Raw genomic sequence first — 17,587 nt, forward strand, 5'->3', positions numbered from 1 at the left:
TAAAGAGCGCTGTCAGAACAGGTCGATCGGGTCCACATCCAGCGACCAGCGCACCTGGCGCCCGCTGGGCATGCCTTCGAGCGTCTGCAGCCAGGGGGTGAGAAGACGGTGCAGCGGTGCGCGGGCCGTGCTCATCAGCAGCAGTTGGGCGCGGTAGCGGCCGGCACGGCGCTCCATGGGAGCCGGCACCGGGCCGAGGAGTTCCACCTCGTGTCCCAGCGCTGCCTGCAGGCGCTCGGCTTCGGCGCAGGCTTCGTCGAGGAAACCTTCGGCCTGCCCGGGCTTGTGCGCTTCGGCGCGCAGCAGTGCCAGGTGCGCGAATGGCGGCAGGCCAGCGGCGCGGCGTTCGGTGAGGGCCTGCTCGGCGAAGGCGAAGTAACCCTGCTCGGTGAGTTGCACCAGCAGCGGGTGGTCGGCCAGGTGCGTCTGGATCAACACGCGGCCCGGCTCCTCGGCGCGCCCGGCGCGCCCGGCGACCTGGACGATCTGCTGGGCCATGCGTTCGCTGGCGCGGAAGTCGGCGGAGAACAGCCCGCCATCGGCATCGAGGATCGCCACCAGGGTGACGCGCGGGAAGTGGTGCCCCTTGGCGAGCATCTGGGTGCCGACCAGGATGCACGGCTCGCCCTTGTTGATCGTAGCGAACAGGTCGCGCATGGCGTGCTTGCGCGAGGTACTGTCGCGGTCGATGCGCAGCACCGGGTAATCCGGGAAGAGGATGCGCAGGCGCTCTTCGGCGCGCTCGGTGCCGGCGCCGACCGGGCGGAGGTCGACGGTGCCGCATTTCGGGCAGTTGCGCGGAGGTCGCTCGCGGTGATCGCAGTGGTGGCAGCGCAGCTCGCCGCTGCCCTGGTGCACGGTCATCCGCGCGTCGCAGCGCGGGCACTGGCTGATCCAGCCGCAGTCGTGGCACAGCAGGGTCGGGGCGAAGCCACGACGGTTCAGGTAGACCAGCACCTGCTGGCCGGCGGCCAGGGTTTCCTTGATCGAGCGCTGCAACGGCATGGAGATGCCCGAATCCAGCGGCAGGCTCTTCACATCCAGGCGATGGAACTTCGGCTGGTGCGCGCCGCCAGCGCGCTGGGTCAGGCGCAGCAGGCCGTAGCGGCCGCTCTGGGCGTTGTGCAGGCTTTCCAGCGCCGGTGTCGCCGAACCGAGCAGGATCGGCACGTTCTCCAGGCGCGCGCGCACCATGGCCAGATCGCGGGCGTGGTAGCGCAGGCCTTCCTGCTGTTTATAGGAAGCGTCGTGTTCCTCGTCGATGATGATCAGCCCCGGATTCTTCAGCGGGGTGAACAGCGCCGAACGGGTGCCGATGACGATGTCCGCCTCGCCGTCGCGGGCGGCGAGCCAGGCGTCGAGGCGCTCGCGGTCGGTCAGCGCCGAGTGCAGCAGGGCGATGCGCGCGTTGAAGCGGCGCTCGAAGCGGCTCAGCGTCTGCGGGCCGAGGTTGATCTCGGGGATTAGCACCAGCGCTTGCTTGCCGGCTTCCAGGGTCTCGCGGATCAGCTGCAGGTAGACCTCGGTCTTGCCGCTGCCAGTGACGCCGGCCAGGAGGAAACTGTGGAAGCTGCCGAGGCCGGCGCGCACGGATTCGAAGGCGGCGCGCTGCTCGGTGTTCAGCGGCAACTCGGCTTGCGCCAGCCAGGGGCCATGGTGCGGCGCCACGCTGTGGACGCGGACTTCCAGCGAGACCAGCCCCTTTTCCTGCAGCAGGTCGAGGCTGTCCTTGTTGATCTGCAGTTGGCTGAGCAGTTCGTGGGCGACGCCGTGGGGGTGCTGCTTGAGGATCTTCAGCGTCTCGCGCTGGCGCGGCGCACGGGCCAGGCGCGGGTCTTCCTCGCGGGCGCCGGGTTCGGCGTGCCAGAAGCGCTGCTGGCGCGCTTCGGCGGGATCGCCCTGGCGCAGCAGGTTGGGCAGCGCCCAGGAAAAGGTGTCACCCAGGCTGTGCTGGTAGTACTGCGCCGTCCAGCGGCACAGCTCCAGCAGATGCGACGGCATCGGCGGTTCGCGGTCGAGTACGGCCAGTGCCGGGCGCAGCTTGTCCGCCGGCACGTCGGAAGTTTCCACCTTGTCCACCAGCACGCCGACCATCTCGCGGCGGCCGAACGGCACGCGCAGGCGCACGCCCGGCTGCAGGCGCGACACGTCCACCCCTCGTGGAGGCAGGTAGTCGAACAGGCGACGCAGCGGCGAGGGCAGGGCGAGACGCAGGATGGAGGGTGAGGGCACGCGACGGATTCCGGGGCGGCGGGGAGCGTGGGATGGTAGCATGGGCGATGCGACGGTCGGTCATGCCTGATCTTGCGTTGAAAATGTTCTCTGGTATGATCCACGCCCTTAATTTGCGTGCGGTGCCCGGTAAAAGATCCCGCCCGCGGTCCTTGATGGCCGTGGCTCGGCTTCTGCCAGAGACTGGGTGGCGGCACACCACCAGAGGAAGAGACCATGAAACCGGAAATCCATCCCGCGTACGAAGACATCGAAGCTACCTGCAGCTGTGGCAACGTGATCAAAACCCGTTCCACCCTGTGCAAGGGCATTCACCTGGACGTCTGCTCCGAGTGCCACCCCTTCTACACCGGTAAGCAGAAAGTTCTGGACACCGGCGGCCGTATCGACCGCTTCAACCAGCGCTTCGCCATGTTCGGCGGCAAGAAGTAAGATCGATTTCCGGGAAAGGCCCCTTATGGTTTTTCACGGTATCTCGAAAAAGGCGTCCCTCGTGGGCGCCTTTTTTATGGCTGTCTGCTTTGCGGCAGACGTGTCGGCGGCTGCCTGTCCGAAGCCCTCATCGCCCGAAGTCGTGCGTGTTGTGCGGGTGGTGGACGGTGACACGCTCAAGCTGGCCGATGGCCGCAGCGTCCGCCTGATCGGCGTGAACGCCCCGGAACTGGCTCACCATGGCCGCTCCGAAGAGCCCTTCGCCGTTGCCGCCCAGCGCCGCCTGCAGGAACTGGTCGCCGCCAATGACGGCGAGGTCGGCCTGATTACCGGCCAGCAGGGCAAGGACAAGTACGGCCGTACCCTGGCGCACGCCTATGACTCCCGCGGCAACAACCTCGAATCCCGCCTGCTCGCCGAGGGCCTGGGCTACCTTGTAGCTATCGCCCCCAACACCGATCTTGTTGCCTGCCAGCAGGCCGCCGAGCGTGAAGCCCGTAGCGCCAAGCTGGGGCTGTGGAAGCGCGCCCCGGTGCAGACAGCGGAACAGGTTCACGAAAGCGGTTTTGCGGTGGTGCGTGGCCGGGTCGAGCAGGTACAACGCAATCGCGGCGGCCTGTGGATCGATCTTGATGGCCCGCTGGTACTGCGGATCGAAGCCAGGCTCGTGAAGCAGTTCGACGATGCAACCCTGCGCGACCTGAAGGGTCGACAGGTAGAGGCGCGCGGCTGGGTCATCGACCGCTCCGCGCGCGGTGGCGTGAAACCCGGACAGGCGCGCTGGATGCTGCCTGTGACCGACCCGGCGATGATGGAGGTATTGCCATGAGCGTGCGCTCGTTCGGAATCCTGGCCCTGTTGGCGCTGCTGAGCGTCCTCGGCGGCTGCGCCACCAACCCGGCCACCGGCAAGTCTGACTTCGTGATGATGAGCGAGCAGAGCGAGCTGGAAATGGGCCAGAAGTACAGCCAGGAAATCGCCAAGCAGTACCCGCGCTACGAGGACGAGAAGCTCCAGGCCTATGTCCAGCAGGTCGGCGAGCGGGTCGCCCGCGCCGGCGACCGGCCGCAGCTGCAGTATCACTTCACGGTCATCGACACGCCCGACATCAACGCCTTCGCCCTGCCCGGCGGCTACATCTATATCCACCGTGGGCTGATGGCGTATCTGGGCTCGGAGGCGGAACTGGCCGCCGTGCTCGGCCACGAGGTCGGCCACGTTACCGCGCGGCATAGCGTCAAGCAGCAAAGCCAGTCCAGCGCCTGGAACATCCTCGGCCAGGCCGTGGCCATCGGTACCGGCGTCGGTGCCGCCGCCGATCTCACCAACGTGCTCGGCACCGCCTTCGTGCGCGGCTACGGCCGCGACATGGAGCTGGAGGCCGACGGCCTGGGCGCCAAGTACCTGGCTCGCGCCGGCTACGACCCCACCGCCATGATCCAGGTGGTGCGGGTGCTGAAGAACCAGGAAGACTTCGCCCGCGACGAGGCCGCGCGCAAGGGCCAGACTGCCCAGCCGGTCGGCTACCACGGCCTGTTCGATACCCACCCGGACAACGACCAGCGCCTCAAGCAGGTCCTCGGCCCGGCCCAGGCACTGGCCGGTAGCGGCCAGCGCGAAGTGGCCGCCGAGCGTTACCTGAAGGCCATCGACGGCATGCCCTTCGGCGACTCCGCCGCCAGCGGCGTGCGTCGCGGGCAGAGCTTCTACCACTCGGAGCTGGACTTCACCCTGACCTATCCGGCGGGCTGGGGCATCCTCAACCAGCCGACCGCCCTGGTGGGCTACACCGGCGACCAGCAGGCCTACATAGGGATGAAGCTGGTGCCGCGCGACGGCCAGCTGACCCCGGCGGAGTACCTGCGCAAGGGCGCTGGCGGGCGCCTGGCGGACGAGCAGAGCTTCCAGCAGAACGGTCTGGATGTCGCCACCGGCGTGGTGCCAGGCAACCCGGCGCGCCGCGCGGCGGTGATCTACCAGAAGGACCGCGCGTTCCTGTTTATCGGTGTGGTCAAAGGTCGCGCCTCGCTGGAAAGCGTCGATGATCAGTTCATGCAGGTTATCCGCAGCTTCCGGCCGATGCGCGCGGACGAACAGAAATTCGCACAACCGCGCCGGATCGCCGTCGTTCAGGTCAAATCCGGGCAGACTGTCGAGCAGTTCGCGAAGGCTGAATCCGGTCCGGAAACTGACTCGATAAATCGTATACGTTTATTGAATGACTTGTATCCAACTGGCCAGCCAAAACCGGGCGATTGGCTGAAAGTCGTACGCTAGAGGTCTTGACAGCAGGGGCTTGGGCTACCTTGGCAGGTGCGGGGTTTGTGCGTATGCTCGGGCCCCCGTCTGTCCAACAAGCAACAAAAGCGGAAGTGCCCAAATGTCTGATCTCAAGACCGCTGCCCTCGAATATCACGCCCAACCCCGCCCCGGTAAACTGAGCGTCGAGCTGACCAAGCCGACCGTCACCGCCCGCGACCTGTCGCTGGCGTACAGCCCGGGTGTCGCCGAGCCGGTGCGCGAAATCGCGCGTGATCCGGAACTGGCCTTCAAGTACACCGGCAAGGGCAACCTGGTCGCGGTCATTTCCGACGGCACCGCCATTCTCGGCCTGGGCAACCTCGGCCCGCTGGCCTCCAAGCCGGTGATGGAAGGCAAGGGCGTTCTGTTCAAGCGCTTCGCCGGTGTCGACGTGTTCGACATCGAAGTCGACGCCGAGAGCCCGCAGGCCTTCATCGATACCGTCAAGCGCATCTCCATCACCTTCGGCGGCATCAACCTGGAAGACATCAAGGCACCCGAGTGCTTCGAGATCGAGCGTGCGCTGATCGAACAGTGCGACATCCCGGTGTTCCACGATGACCAGCACGGCACCGCCATCGTGACCGCCGCCGGCATGCTCAACGCCCTGGAAATCGCCGGCAAGAAGCTGGAAACCGCGAAGATCGTCTGCCTCGGCGCCGGCGCTGCCGCCATCTCCTGCATGAAGCTGCTGGTGAGCATGGGTGGCAAGGTCGAGAACATCTACATGATCGACCGCCAGGGTGTGATCCACGCTGGCCGCAACGACCTGAACCAGTACAAGGCGGTGTTCGCCACCGAGACCGACAAGCGCACCCTGGCTGATGCCCTGGAAGGCGCCGACGTGTTCGTCGGCCTGTCCGGTGCCAACCTGCTGAGCGCCGAAGACCTTCAGCGCATGGCGCCGAACCCGATCGTCTTCGCTTGCTCCAACCCGGACCCGGAAATCAAGCCGGAACTGGCCCACGCCACCCGCAATGACGTGATCATGGCCACCGGCCGTTCGGACTATCCGAACCAGGTGAACAACGTGCTCGGCTTCCCATTCATCTTCCGCGGTGCCCTGGACGTTCGCGCCACCCGCATCAACGAAGAAATGAAGATCGCCGCCGCCCTGGCCCTGCGTGATCTGGCCAAGCTGCCGGTACCCAAGGACGTGTGCGACGCCTACGGCGTGACCGCGCTGGAATTCGGCCGCGAGTACATCATTCCGAAGCCGATGGACAAGCGCCTGATCACCGTCGTTTCCGACGCCGTGGCCAAGGCCGCCATCGAGACCGGCGTGGCGACCCTGCCGTATCCCAAGCACTACCCGCTGCAGTCGGTGGAAGACGTCTTCAAAGGCTGATTCCGTCCGACCTGGAAAACCCCGCCTCGGCGGGGTTTTTCTTTTTCCGACGTGCGAAATGTAGAGTTACCGAATAATGACTGAAGGCAGGGGCCTTCAGAATGCACCGGACTATAGTTCCCCGCTCATTCACTGACGCGCCCGCCGCCCTGGGGAGGGCCAGGCGCACAGGGGGACATCATGAATCGGACTTTGCTGGCAGTCGCCACCCTGGCGGCCAGCGCCGGGCTCATTGGTTGCGCCGGCGCACCACAAATGAGCTGGGAGCGGGTGGGGGATTCGGCGCAACGCGCCGTGACCAGCGCCGACGTCTGGGCCCCGGTGGCCGGGGCGGCGGTGATCGCCGCGGGGAACTGGGATCACAAGTGGCAGAAGTCGGCGAGCAATCACGACTGGTTCTTCGGCGGCGACGCCAACCAGGCTGCCGATCGCATGCTCAACCTCGCCACCGGCCTGAGTGTCGTCACCGCCCTGGTGGCGTCGCCCAAGGACGTGGATACCGAGGAGAAGTGGAGTTGGCGCGGGCGCAACCTGACGCTGCTGGCGGCGGATCGCTACGCGGTGACCGGCTTCGTCGAGGAAGCCAAGGAGTGGTCCGGGCGCGAGCGGCCGGATGGCATTCCCGATGACTCCTTTCCCTCCAAGCACACGGCGGTCACCGCCGTGCACAACAGCTTCACCCGGCGCAATCTCGACTACATCGACATGAACCCGACCCTGCGCTACACCGCCAAGGCCGGCCTCTATACGCTCGATGGCCTGACCGCGCTATCGCGGGTCGAAGGTGACAAGCACTACCCAACCGATGTGCTGGTTGGAATGGCGGTGGGTAATTTCTTCGCCAACTTCACCTACAACCTGTTCCTGGAAGGCCCTGAAAGCCAGCGCTACAACGTCGCCGTTGTCCCCGAAACCGGCGGCGGCATGAGCCTGCGGGCGGCGATGCTGTTCTGAGGGTTGGCGCTCCCGTGCCTGGAGCGACTAGTCTTCCCTGTGCCTTCCCACGGACGACGACCGCGATGCCGCTGCGCCTGCTGCTGTTGCTGATGTGCCTGTGCATTGGTTCCGCGCTGCGCGCCGAGGAAGTGCTGCGTATCGCCGCTGATCGCTGGCCGCCTTACGCCGACCAGGGCTTGCCGGGCAACGGTGTTGCGGTGGACATGGTGCGAGCGGCACTCAAGCGCGCGGGTTTTGCCAGCGCGTACATCGAGGTGCCGTGGCCGCGGGTGCTGCACGGGGTGAAGAATGGCGAGTACGACCTGGTGGCGGATGCCTGGTACACGCCGGAACGCGAGGTCTACGGTGAATACTCCGAGCCCTACCTGATCAACCGGGTGCGTCTGATCAAGCGTCGTGGCTCATCCATCACCTTCACCAGGCTCGCCGATCTCTATCCGTATCGCATCGCCGTGGTGCGCGGCTATAGCTACTCCGCCGACTTCAACAACGATCCGCAACTGCAGCGCGTGCCGGTGTTCAGCTTCGTCAATGCGGCGATGATGCTGCAGGTCGGGCGGGTGGACCTCACCCTGGAGGACGAGATCACCGCCCGGCATCACTTCAACGGCGACCTGGCCGAGGTAAAGGAGCAACTGGAATTCCTGCCCGTGCCGCTGGCGGAGAACGGCCTGCGTATTCTGGTCAGCCGCCACAACCCCCGTCACGCCGAGATAGTTGCGGCCTTCGACAAGGCGATCCGTGAGATGAAGGCGGATGGCAGCTACGACGCGCTGATGCGCGAGCACGGCCTGTAGGGCGTACAGCCTCGGACGCTGTACGCCCTACGCTGCCTCGGCTTGCTCCGCGCCGATGTCCTTCTTCAGCAGATGCGCCGCCAGGGTGCGCAGCGGGGCGAGCTGCCGGCAGATCAGCGCGAGCTGGGTCTGCACCAGGCGGTGGGCATCGTCCTGTTCCTCGGGTAGCTCTTCCAGGCGTTTGGCGAGTGCATCCTCGGCGTCGCTGTAGATATCCACCGGGCGTCGTTCGTTGAGGCGCACGGCGATGTCGTCCAGGCTGGCCGTCAGGCGCTCGGCGGCCTCGGCGATGAGGTCGTCGTTGACGTCCGGCGGCAACTGGTTACGGTGCGCGCCGAGGGCGGAAAGGTAGCTGAGCAGGGTGTGGGAGAGCACCAGGAAACGGAAGCCGATCTCCGCGTCCTTCCGGAAGTGGCCGGGCTCCAGCAGCATGTTCGACAGCGTGGTGGATAGCGTTGCGTCGGCGTTGTGCGCATTGCGTCGCGCAGTGCGGTAGGCGAGGTCATCGCGCTTGCCGTTGGCGTACTGCTGCATGATCTCGCGCAGGTAGCGGCTGTTGCAGGCGAGGGTGCCGCCGACCAGCCGGTGCAGGCTGCGTCCGTGCCAGTCGGGCAGTACCAGGAACACCGCGATACCGGCGATCAGCGCGCCGAGCAGGGTATCGAACAGGCGCGGCAGGATCAGCCCGTAGCCGTCACCCACCTGGTTGAAGCAGAACAGCACGAGCAGGGTGATCGCCGCCGTCGCCAGGGTGTAGCGGGTACTGCGCGTGGCGAAGAAGGCGACCCCGGCGACCACCGCCAGCAGCGACTGGATCAGCGGGTTGGGGAACAGGTCGATCAGCGCCCAGCCGGCCACCAGGCCCACCAGCGTGCCGAGGATCCGTTGCACCAGGCGGATGCGCGTTGCGCCGTAGTTCGGCTGGCAGACGAACACCGTGGTGAGCATGATCCAGTAGCCCTGGGTTGGGTGGATCAGGTGCAGCACACCGTAGCCGGCGGCCAGCGCGAGGGAGAGGCGCAGGGCATGGCGGAACAGCAGCGAGGTCGGCGAGATATGCAGGCGGATACGCTCGAAGGCGTCCTTGAAAGAGTGCGGCGAGCGATCCAGCAGAGTGCTGTCCTGTTCGTCGTCCAGCGCATCGGGATTGCTCGCGCCGCTGAGCTTGCGGTCCAGTGTGGTCAGGTTGGCCGCCAGCGCGCCGAGGGAGCGCAGCAGTCCGCGCCAGGCCGGATTGCCCTGCTGGCGCAGATACTCCAGCGAAGCGTTGAGATCGGCCAGCGCCAGTTCGCTGTCGTTGTAGTCGAATGGCTGGCGCAGCTGGATGGCTTTCGCCAGTGCCTTGCACGCCTTGCCCTGCTGGTTGAGCAGGCGCTGGCAGCGGAACAGCACGTCACTGTGGAAGAAGGCTTCGGCCAGCTGGTTGTACGGATAGTGCGAGGAGCTGGCGCGCTCGTGGACGTCCTGGGCAATGAAATAGAGCTTCAGGTAGCGACTGATTTTCGGGCTCGGCCTGCCGTGGGACAGGCGCGCCAGAATGGTTTCCTTGGCCTGGTTCAGCGCTACTACCACCCGGCCGTTCTGCCGTGCCAGGGCAAGGCGCTGGGCCTCGATGTCGAGGTGGCGCAGCGGCTCTAGCAGGGTCGACTTGATCTTCAGGTACTCGCCCAGTTCGAGGAACAGCCGGGCCAGGCTCTGCTGTACCGGCTGGTTGGCGAACAGGGCGTTCCACAACACCGAGAGCAGGCCGTACCAACCCGCGCCGGCCACCAGCAGCAGCGGCTCGCGCCAGAAATCGGCGGGCGTGCCGCCGCGCTGGTCGACGCCGATCATGGTGTAGATCGACAGGATCAGCGTCGCCGAGGCGATGGCCGCGTAGCGCTCGCCAAGAGCGCCGAGCAGGGTCATGGCGAAGGTGGATAGCGCGAGGCCTGCAACGAACAGCGGCGGGTAGGGGAACAGCAGTTCCACCGCCAGCGAGGCGATGCTGAAGCAGGCCAGCGTCACCAGCAGCGCCTGCAGGCGACCCAGCCAATGGTCGTCGGTTTCCGCCAGGGCGCTGGCGATGACGCCGAGGAACAGCGGGATCACCAGCTCCGGCCGACCCTGCAGCCAGCAGGCGAGCATGACCCCGCTGAGGGCGACGAACACCCGCAGGCTGTAGGCGAACTTGTCCAGCGCCCAGAGGCGCTGCAGAGACTGGATCAATGGGGAAGAGAACATGCGCGTGCGGGACTTCCGAATGTCTGCTGCTCAGACTAGCGGAACGTCTCCGAGGCGGCTATCGCGAGCGCGACAGGTTGTCTGTCGCCCTTGTAGGAGCGGAGCTTCTCCGCGATGCTCTTCAGCGGCCCGAGGATTCGCGGACAAGGTCCGCTCCTACAAAGATCAAGAGCCCCTCACCCCAGCCCTGGCTGGGGTGAGGGAAAAGCGTTGCTACGGGGCTACCCAGGAATGACCGTTGCTCCTGCACGGGCTTCGGTGTCAGAGGATGCGCGCCTTGAACGAACGCCCTTTGATCTTGCCTTCGTTGAAATGCTTCAACGCCTGCTTGGCGATGTCGCGCTCGACGGCCACGAAGGCCTGGAAGTCGAAGATGGCGATCTTGCCCACCTGCGTGCCTTTCAGTCCGGCATCGCCAGTGAGTGCGCCGAGAATGTCGCCGGGGCGCAGCTTGTCCTTGCGTCCGCCGGCGATGGCCAGGGTGGTCATCGGTGGCAGCAGCGGGGTGTCGTTGGCCTTGAGGAAATCGATGCGCTCCCAGTTCAGCGGCGCGCCCTGCAGGTCCTCGATGGCCTGGGCGCGGCTGGCCTCGGCGGGGGTAACCAGCGACAGCGCCAGCCCCTTTTCACCGGCCCGGCCGCTGCGGCCGATGCGGTGCACGTGGACCTGCGCGTCGCGCGACAGCTCGACGTTGATCACCGCTTCGAGCGCGGCGATATCCAGTCCGCGAGCGGCCACGTCGGTGGCTACCAGCACGCTGCAGCTGCGGTTGGCGAACATGGTCAGCACCTGGTCGCGCTCGCGCTGCTCCAGGTCGCCGTGCAGGGCGAGGGCGGAAATCTTCCGCGCATTGAGTTGCTCGACCACTTCCATGCACTGCTGACGGGTGTGGCAGAAGGCGACGCTGGACTGCGGGCGGAAGTGCTGCAGCAAGCGCACGACGGCATCGAAGCGCTGCTTCGGCTCGATCTCGTAGAAGTGCTGTTCGATCTGGCTGTCGTCGTGCAGCGCCTCGACTTCCACGCGCTCGGGATTCTTCAGGAACTTCGCCGCGAGTTGGCCGATGCCGTCGGGATAGGTGGCGGAGAACAGCAGCGTCTGCCGGCGCGCCGGTGCCTGGCCGATGATGTCGGCAATGCTGTCGTAGAAGCCCATGTCGAGCATGCGATCGGCTTCGTCGAGCACCAGGGTGTTCAGGCCGTCCAGCTTCAGGGTCTCGCGGCGCAGGTGTTCCTGAATCCGCCCTGGCGTGCCGACGACCACATGGGCGCCGTGCTCCAGCGAGCCGATCTGCGGGCCGAAAGGCGTACCGCCGCAGAGCGTCAGCACCTTGATATTGTCGGCGGCGCGAGCCAGGCGGCGAATCTCTTTGGCCACCTGGTCGGCGAGCTCGCGAGTCGGGCACAGCACCAGCGCCTGGCAGCCGAAGTAACGTGGATTCAGCGGGCTCAGCAGACCGATGCCGAAGGCAGCGGTCTTGCCGCTGCCGGTCTTGGCCTGGGCGATCAGATCGCGGCCCTTGAGGATCGTCGGCAGGGCGGCGGCCTGGATCGGCGTCATCTCCCGGTAACCGAGGGAATCGAGGTTGGCCAGCAGATCGGCCGACAGCGCGAGGCTGGAAAATGCAGAGGTGGTCACGAGGAAAGCCCGGATGAATCCATTGGTCGCGCAGTGTAGCAGGAGAGCACTGAAAAGCGGCTGAGAAGCTGGCGCGGCAAGGGTTTGCACCCATTCGTCAGAATTTCCACAGACAGCGATAAATGGATTTTTAGAGAGATTCGCTTTCCGCAGATTTTTGTCGTAGAGTTTCTGCACTGTGTTTGCATGGGTCGCCGTCGATCGTGACCTGATGCGGTCGGTTATTCCACCCCGTCCTGCTCGACTCCTTGTAACTCCTTGCAACTCAGTTCCTGGCCATTCGTGGCTAATTTCAAAAATATGTTCCAAGGAGAACACCATGTCGAATCGTCAGAACGGCACCGTCAAGTGGTTCAACGAGACCAAAGGCTACGGCTTCATTACCCCGGAAAGCGGCCCGGACGTTTTCGTTCACTTCCGCGCTATCGAAGGTAACGGCTTCAAGACCCTGGCCGAAGGCCAGAAAGTCAGCTTCGAAGTCGTGCAAGGCCAGAAAGGCATGCAGGCCGAGCGCGTACAGGTGATCAACTAAGATCCCCTGGCGTCAGCCGAAAAACCCCGGATGGAAACATCCGGGGTTTTTTATTGCCTATGTTCTTATTGCCTATCGTGCCGCCATCGATTTCCGGAGTCGCCATCCATGCCATCGTCCGCCTTCCGCCTGCTGCTCGCCGGTCTGCTCGCCTCAGGGAGCGCCATCGCCGCGGATGCACCCGCGCAGCCCACGACCTGGGGTTGGGTGGAAACGCTCACCCTGATGCCCGAGCAGGCGCCGCTCAAGGCCAAGCTGGACACCGGCGCGCAGACCTCGGTGATGGATGCACGCAACATCACCCGGATCAAGAAGAACGGTGAACGCTGGGTACAGTACGACGTGATGCTCACCGACCCCGCCACCGGCAAGGAAGAACGCCTGCCCTTCGAGCGGCGCGTCGAGCGCGTGCTGAAATTCAAGACCGCCAGCGGCGTCGAGCGCAGCCCGGTGGTGCTGATGGATGTGTGCCTGGGCGGCAAGGTCTACCGCGAGCAGTTCACCCTGCGCGACCGCCAGACCCTGGACTATCCGGTACTGCTCGGCCGCCGCACGCTCGAACACCTGGGCGCCGTGGACGCCTCGAAGACGCAGACCCTGGCGCCCACCTGCAAGCCCTGATCAGTGCTCGTCGACACCATGCTGCGGATCGACCCGGCGTGGCGTGGTGCGGCCATCGTCGGCGTTGAGCTGGAAGAAGATCGCCGCCGCCAGCATCGACAGCACGCCGACGCTGAAGTAGGTCGCGTGGAAGGCTGACAGCACGTCGCCCTGCACGCTTTCCGTATCGCCGGTGAACCCGCCCAGCAGCGCCGCCGCACAGGCGATGCCCATGCCGATCGACAGTTGCATGACCACCGAGAGCAGGCTGTTGCCGGCGCTGGCGTTGTCGTCGCGCAGGTCGATCAGGCTGAGGGTGTTCATCGCCGTGAACTGCAGCGAGTTGATTCCGCCCAGTATCGCCAGTTGCACCAGCAGCAGCGCATAGGGTGTGTCCTGGTCCACCAGTCCCAGGCTGGCGATCATCGCGCCCAGCAGCAGCGTGTTGCTCACCAGTAGCTTGCGATAGCCGAACAGGTCCAGCAGCGGCCGCGCCAGCGACTTGATCACCATGGCCGCCAACGCCATCGGGATCATGGTCATGCCCGCTCGCGATGGCGAGAAGCCCAGGCCGACCTGCAACAGCAGCGGCGTGAGGAAGGGCAGGGAACCGCTGCCCAGGCGCGCGAACAGGTTGCCCAGCAGGCCTACGGCGAATGTCCGCGTGGTGAACAGCGATGGCGGGAACAACGGTGCCTCGATGCGCAGCGCACGCAGCCAATAGGCCGCCAGCAGCACCAATCCGCCTATCAGCAGCAGGACCACGCGCACGTGGGGCATGTGCAGCTCGCCGAGGCCTTCCAGGGCAATGGTGATGAGTACCATGGCGCCGCCGAACAGCAGGAAACCGATCGAGTCGAAGCGCGTCGCGCGCACGCCGTGCAGGTCCGGCATCAGGCGCAAGGCGACGATGAAACCGACCAGCCCGACCGGCAGGTTGATCAGGAAGATCCAGTGCCAGCTGGCGTACTCCACCAGCCAGCCACCCATGGTCGGGCCGGCCAGCGGGCCGAGCAGGCCGGGGATGGTGACGAAGCTGAGGATGCGCACCAGCTCCGTGCGCGGGTAGACGCGCAGGATCACCAGGCGCCCCACCGGCATCATCAGCGCGCCGCCGATGCCTTGCACCACGCGTGCGCCGACCAGGGTGCCGAGGGTCGTCGACAGCGCGCAGAGCAGCGAGCCGAGGCTGAACAGGAAGATCGCGAAGAGGAACACCCGGCGCGTGCCGAAGCGGTCGGAGATCCAGCCGGAGGAAGGTATCAGCAGCGCCACCGTGAGCAGGTAGGCGATCACCACGCCCTGCATGCGCAGCGGGTCCTCGTCCAGCGAACGGGCCATGCTCGGCAGCGCGGTATTGAGGATGGTGCCGTCCAGGGCCTGCATGAAGAAGGCAATGGCGACCAGCCAGGGCAGCAGGCGCGCCACGCGGGGCGTGAGGATGAAGGGTTCGCTCATGATCGGTCCGTCGGGCGGGGATGGCTCTAGCTTAGGGAATCTTTGGCGAACGTGGGGGAAATGCTACGACGGCTCTGAGGAGATTCTCGGGACTGATGGTACGAATGCGCTTTCGTGGCTGCTGGACAAGTTCCCCGTCGCCGCCCCTTGGAAGGTACCTTGCTCGACACTGTGATCGAGCGGCGTTTTTCGTCCGGGATGTCGTCCGTGGCGGAACAACGGCCCAGGCTACCGGTCGATATTGCGTCCGTTATTCCCAGGAGTCGGCCATGTCCGTCAAACCCCGTGTCACCCTCGCCCTGGCCGCTCTGCTGGCGGCTTCTTCCGCATTCGCCTTCAACCTTGGTGACGCTGCCAAGGCGGTGTCCGGCGCAACCGGCGCCGACACCTCGCGGGTGGCCTCCACGCCACAGACCAGCGGCCTGCTCGATGCACTCACCGGCCAGCTCGGTGTCAGCGATGAACAGGCTCTCGGCGGCACTGGCGCCTTGCTTGGCCTCGCGAAGAACAAACTCAGCAGTGGTGACTATTCGCAGCTGGCGAAGACCGTTCCCGGGCTCGACAAGCTCACCGGCAGCAATGCCCTGGGCGGCCTCGGTGGCCAGCTCGGCAATCTGGGCGGCGGCGCCTCCAGCGGCCTGCTGGGCAACGTCAGCAGCATGGGGGATGTCAGCAAGGCCTTCGGTGCGCTGGGCATGGATCAGGAGATGACCGGCAAATTCTCCAGCGTGCTGCTGGATTACCTCGGCAAGCAGGGCCTGAACAGCAACCTGCTCAGCACCCTGGGCAGCCTCTGGGGCACCGGCGCCTGATATCCGCCGGCCGGCGCGGAACCGCGGGTTGGCGCGCCGGTCCTATCGACGATCCGACTCCGTCCTGGGGCCGGACTTCCGTTCTTCGGAGTCGTCGATGTACACCCGATCCGTCGTCTTCCTGGCCGCCTGCCTGGCTGTTGCACCCGTGTTCGCCGCCACCTTCACCGAGACCGGCGAGCCCATCGCCACGACGGAGAGCGTGCCGCCAGCCGCCACCGCGTTGCTGGGCAACCTCACCCATCAGCTGGGTGTCAGCGAGCAGCAGGCGATTGGCGGCACCGGTGCATTGCTCGGGCTGGCGCTGAACAACCTGAAAGACACCGACACCGCGCAATTGCAGAAATCCCTCCCGGACCTGCGGCAGCTCGCCGGCACCAGCTCGCTGGGTGACCTGGGCGGCGCGCTGGGTGGATTCGGCGGGCTGGGCAATGCCGCCGCGCTGCTCGGCGGGATCAACGACCTGCAGGATGTCGACCAGATTTTCAACGTGCTGGGCATGGACCAGTCGATGATTGGCCGCTTCGCCGGGGTCATCCTCGATTACTTCAATCAGCAGGGCCTGAACGGCCAACTGCTGGGTACGCTGGGCGGCCTGTGGGGCACGCCTGCCGCGCCGGCGACGCCGGTTGCACCGGTGGCCGGACGGGGCGCGTAACCGGCTTCAGAACTCCTGGCGCAACCGCTCGATGCGCGCGTCCTTCTCTTCCCACAGGCGCGACACCCAGTCCTGCACGTACTGGCGGAATTGGGCGTCATTTTCGTAATCGCCCTGCCATAGTGCAGGGTCGATCTCGCGGGCCTGGATATCCACGATCACTCGCGGCACGCGTCCGCACAGCAGGTCCCAGAAGCCGGGCCGCGGGCCCTTCGGATAGACCAGTGTGACATCCAGCAGGGTATCGAGTTGCTCGCCCAGTGCCGCCAGCACGAAGGCCACGCCGCCGGCCTTGGGGCGCAGCAGGTTCTGGTAGGGCGATTGCTGCTGGGCCTGCTTGGCCGGGGTGAAGCGCGTGCCTTCCAGGTAGTTCACCACGGTCACCGGCATGCGCTTGAACTTCTCGCAGGCGGCCTTGGTGATTTCCAGGTCCTTGCCCTTGAGCTCGGGGTGCTTCTCCAGGAAGGCCTTGCTGTAGCGCTTCATGAAGGGGTAGTCGAGAGCCCAGAAGGCCAGGCCGAGGAAGGGCACCCAGATCAACTCCTTCTTCAGGAAGAACTTGAAATAGGGCGTCTTGCGATTGAACGCCTGCACCAGCGCCGGGATGTCGACCCAGGACTGGTGGTTGCTGATCACCAGGTAGGAAGTGTCGCCGCGTAATTGGCCGGCACCGCGGATGTCCCAGACGGTCGGGGTCATCAGGGCGAAGATGGCCTTGTCGATTTCCGCCCAGGTCTCGGCGATCCACATCACGCCGCGTGAGCAGGCGTCCTTCGCCGCCTGGCCAGGCAGGACCAGCTTGAGCAGTGCGATCAGCAGCATCGGGCCGATCAGGATCAGGGTGTTGAGCAGCAGTAAAAGGCTGGCGAGTACGCCGGTCAGTGCCCGCATGAGGTCCGTTCCTTGTGCGACAGTGGCGCGGCCATGATACGCAGACAATTCCTCCGGCCCAAGCCGGGCAGGTATGGCGAACCAATGGCCGTCGTGCTAGTCCTATGCGACGTATTCCACCCCGGAGATTTCGCGTGAAACGCGCCCTCGCCCTGCTTTCCCTTTTCGCATTGCCTGGCCTTGCGCTGGCTGCTGAAACCAAACTCTACGGCCGCTACGAATGGGTCAGCCTGCCCGAACTCAACCAGACCCTGCAGGCCAAGATGGACACCGGCGCCTACACCTCGTCGCTGTCGGCCAAGGACATCCAGATCTTCCAGCGCGACGGCGAGGACTGGGTGCGCTTCAAGCTGGCCACCAAGGATGGCGGTGATTCGGTCTACGAGCACAAGCTCTCGCGCATCTCGAAGATCAAGAACCGCTCCGATGGCGCCGGCGAGGACGAAGAGGAAGAGTCCGCTCCCGGCCTCAGCCAGCGCCCGGTGATCGAGCTGCCGGTGTGCCTGGGCGGCGACCAGCGCACCATCGAGGTCAACCTCACCGACCGTAGCCACTTCAACTACCCCTTCCTGATGGGCGCCAAGGGCCTGCGCAAGTTCCACGTAGCGGTGGATGCGGGCGAGCGCTTCGTGGCCGGCAAGCCGGATTGCTCCTGATCCTCGATTGACGCGGCGCAGGGCATGATGGACCCTTCCGGAACCTTCCAGG

The 17,587-nt window shown here is 65.6% G+C and carries 16 protein-coding genes; 11 read left to right on the forward strand and 5 right to left on the reverse strand.

The window, feature by feature from the left end; all coding sequences use genetic code 11:
• Window positions 1-12 precede the first annotated feature (12 nt).
• Window positions 13-2,274 (reverse strand): primosomal protein N', encoded by a 2,262-nt coding sequence (locus JVX91_RS07705; RefSeq protein WP_205338728.1) that lies wholly within the window; start codon window positions 2,272-2,274, stop codon window positions 13-15.
• Window positions 2,275-2,448: 174 nt separating this feature from the next.
• Between JVX91_RS07705 and rpmE the strand changes: the two genes are divergently transcribed.
• The 6 genes from rpmE to JVX91_RS07735 all read left to right on the forward strand — a co-directional run bounded on the left by rpmE (window position 2,449) and on the right by JVX91_RS07735 (window position 8,067).
• The gene (rpmE, locus tag JVX91_RS07710; protein ID WP_024766509.1) at window positions 2,449-2,664 is read left to right on the forward strand and encodes a 50S ribosomal protein L31; all 216 of its coding nucleotides are present in this window, start codon (window positions 2,449-2,451) and stop codon (window positions 2,662-2,664) included.
• Window positions 2,665-2,689: 25 nt separating this feature from the next.
• Window positions 2,690-3,493 (forward strand): thermonuclease family protein, encoded by an 804-nt coding sequence (locus tag JVX91_RS07715; protein WP_205338729.1) that lies wholly within the window; start codon window positions 2,690-2,692, stop codon window positions 3,491-3,493.
• Between the two features lie 2 nt (window positions 3,494-3,495).
• Window positions 3,496-4,941: a M48 family metalloprotease gene (locus JVX91_RS07720; protein WP_205339959.1), complete on the forward strand. Its 1,446-nt coding sequence runs from the start codon at window positions 3,496-3,498 to the stop codon at window positions 4,939-4,941.
• A 103-nt stretch (window positions 4,942-5,044) separates the two neighbouring features.
• A complete protein-coding gene (locus JVX91_RS07725) occupies window positions 5,045-6,313 on the forward strand; it encodes a malic enzyme-like NAD(P)-binding protein (RefSeq protein ID WP_205338730.1) in 1,269 nt (422 codons plus the stop codon).
• Between the two features lie 180 nt (window positions 6,314-6,493).
• Window positions 6,494-7,267 carry a phosphatase PAP2 family protein gene (locus JVX91_RS07730; RefSeq protein ID WP_205338731.1) on the forward strand — a complete coding sequence of 258 codons (774 nt, stop codon included), beginning with the start codon at window positions 6,494-6,496 and terminating at the stop codon, window positions 7,265-7,267.
• 65 nt (window positions 7,268-7,332) lie between these two features.
• Entirely contained in the window at window positions 7,333-8,067 is a 735-nt protein-coding gene (locus tag JVX91_RS07735) for a transporter substrate-binding domain-containing protein (RefSeq protein WP_205338732.1), read from the forward strand.
• A gap of 27 nt (window positions 8,068-8,094) precedes the next feature.
• On the opposite strand, the gene yccS is transcribed toward JVX91_RS07735, so the two are convergent.
• On the reverse strand, window positions 8,095-10,290 hold the full coding sequence (gene yccS, locus JVX91_RS07740) for a YccS family putative transporter (RefSeq protein ID WP_205338733.1): 2,196 nt from the start codon (window positions 10,288-10,290) through the stop codon (window positions 8,095-8,097).
• A gap of 261 nt (window positions 10,291-10,551) precedes the next feature.
• On the reverse strand, window positions 10,552-11,928 hold the full coding sequence (gene dbpA / locus JVX91_RS07745; protein WP_205338734.1) for an ATP-dependent RNA helicase DbpA: 1,377 nt from the start codon (window positions 11,926-11,928) through the stop codon (window positions 10,552-10,554).
• A 319-nt stretch (window positions 11,929-12,247) separates the two neighbouring features.
• Here dbpA and JVX91_RS07750 point away from each other — a divergent pair, with 319 nt between their 5' ends.
• Window positions 12,248-12,460, forward strand: coding sequence for a cold-shock protein (locus JVX91_RS07750; RefSeq protein WP_015475193.1), 213 nt, complete (start codon window positions 12,248-12,250; stop codon window positions 12,458-12,460).
• 108 nt (window positions 12,461-12,568) lie between these two features.
• The gene (locus tag JVX91_RS07755) at window positions 12,569-13,081 is read left to right on the forward strand and encodes a RimK/LysX family protein (RefSeq protein ID WP_205338735.1); all 513 of its coding nucleotides are present in this window, start codon (window positions 12,569-12,571) and stop codon (window positions 13,079-13,081) included.
• On the opposite strand, the gene mdtD is transcribed toward JVX91_RS07755, so the two are convergent.
• Window positions 13,082-14,518: a multidrug transporter subunit MdtD gene (mdtD, locus tag JVX91_RS07760; protein ID WP_205338736.1), complete on the reverse strand. Its 1,437-nt coding sequence runs from the start codon at window positions 14,516-14,518 to the stop codon at window positions 13,082-13,084.
• A gap of 269 nt (window positions 14,519-14,787) precedes the next feature.
• Between mdtD and JVX91_RS07765 the strand changes: the two genes are divergently transcribed.
• Together JVX91_RS07765 and JVX91_RS07770 are read left to right on the forward strand one after the other, a co-directional pair.
• A complete protein-coding gene (locus JVX91_RS07765; RefSeq protein ID WP_205338737.1) occupies window positions 14,788-15,330 on the forward strand; it encodes a DUF2780 domain-containing protein in 543 nt (180 codons plus the stop codon).
• A gap of 97 nt (window positions 15,331-15,427) precedes the next feature.
• Entirely contained in the window at window positions 15,428-15,988 is a 561-nt protein-coding gene (locus tag JVX91_RS07770; protein WP_205338738.1) for a DUF2780 domain-containing protein, read from the forward strand.
• 6 nt (window positions 15,989-15,994) lie between these two features.
• On the opposite strand, the gene JVX91_RS07775 is transcribed toward JVX91_RS07770, so the two are convergent.
• Window positions 15,995-16,879: an acyltransferase gene (locus JVX91_RS07775; protein WP_205338739.1), complete on the reverse strand. Its 885-nt coding sequence runs from the start codon at window positions 16,877-16,879 to the stop codon at window positions 15,995-15,997.
• A 134-nt stretch (window positions 16,880-17,013) separates the two neighbouring features.
• Between JVX91_RS07775 and JVX91_RS07780 the strand changes: the two genes are divergently transcribed.
• Window positions 17,014-17,535, forward strand: coding sequence for an ATP-dependent zinc protease (locus JVX91_RS07780; protein WP_205338740.1), 522 nt, complete (start codon window positions 17,014-17,016; stop codon window positions 17,533-17,535).
• Window positions 17,536-17,587: the final 52 nt, after the last annotated feature.

This window comes from Pseudomonas sp. PDNC002 (assembly GCF_016919445.1).
Taxonomy (GTDB): domain Bacteria; phylum Pseudomonadota; class Gammaproteobacteria; order Pseudomonadales; family Pseudomonadaceae; genus Pseudomonas.

What these genes read in the sequence shown, in the direction of transcription:
- JVX91_RS07705 (WP_205338728.1), bottom strand. Translation starts at nt 2,274, where the DNA reads ATGCTACCATCCCACGCTCCCCGCCGCCCCGGAATCCGTCGCGTGCCC.
- JVX91_RS07770 (WP_205338738.1), top strand. Translation starts at nt 15,428, where the DNA reads ATGTACACCCGATCCGTCGTCTTCCTGGCCGCCTGCCTGGCTGTTGCA.
- JVX91_RS07765 (WP_205338737.1), top strand. Translation starts at nt 14,788, where the DNA reads ATGTCCGTCAAACCCCGTGTCACCCTCGCCCTGGCCGCTCTGCTGGCG.
- JVX91_RS07755 (WP_205338735.1), top strand. Translation starts at nt 12,569, where the DNA reads ATGCCATCGTCCGCCTTCCGCCTGCTGCTCGCCGGTCTGCTCGCCTCA.
- JVX91_RS07730 (WP_205338731.1), top strand. Translation starts at nt 6,494, where the DNA reads ATGAATCGGACTTTGCTGGCAGTCGCCACCCTGGCGGCCAGCGCCGGG.
- rpmE (WP_024766509.1), top strand. Translation starts at nt 2,449, where the DNA reads ATGAAACCGGAAATCCATCCCGCGTACGAAGACATCGAAGCTACCTGC.
- mdtD (WP_205338736.1), bottom strand. Translation starts at nt 14,518, where the DNA reads ATGAGCGAACCCTTCATCCTCACGCCCCGCGTGGCGCGCCTGCTGCCC.
- yccS (WP_205338733.1), bottom strand. Translation starts at nt 10,290, where the DNA reads ATGTTCTCTTCCCCATTGATCCAGTCTCTGCAGCGCCTCTGGGCGCTG.
- JVX91_RS07725 (WP_205338730.1), top strand. Translation starts at nt 5,045, where the DNA reads ATGTCTGATCTCAAGACCGCTGCCCTCGAATATCACGCCCAACCCCGC.
- JVX91_RS07735 (WP_205338732.1), top strand. Translation starts at nt 7,333, where the DNA reads ATGCCGCTGCGCCTGCTGCTGTTGCTGATGTGCCTGTGCATTGGTTCC.
- JVX91_RS07750 (WP_015475193.1), top strand. Translation starts at nt 12,248, where the DNA reads ATGTCGAATCGTCAGAACGGCACCGTCAAGTGGTTCAACGAGACCAAA.
- JVX91_RS07775 (WP_205338739.1), bottom strand. Translation starts at nt 16,879, where the DNA reads ATGCGGGCACTGACCGGCGTACTCGCCAGCCTTTTACTGCTGCTCAAC.
- JVX91_RS07715 (WP_205338729.1), top strand. Translation starts at nt 2,690, where the DNA reads ATGGTTTTTCACGGTATCTCGAAAAAGGCGTCCCTCGTGGGCGCCTTT.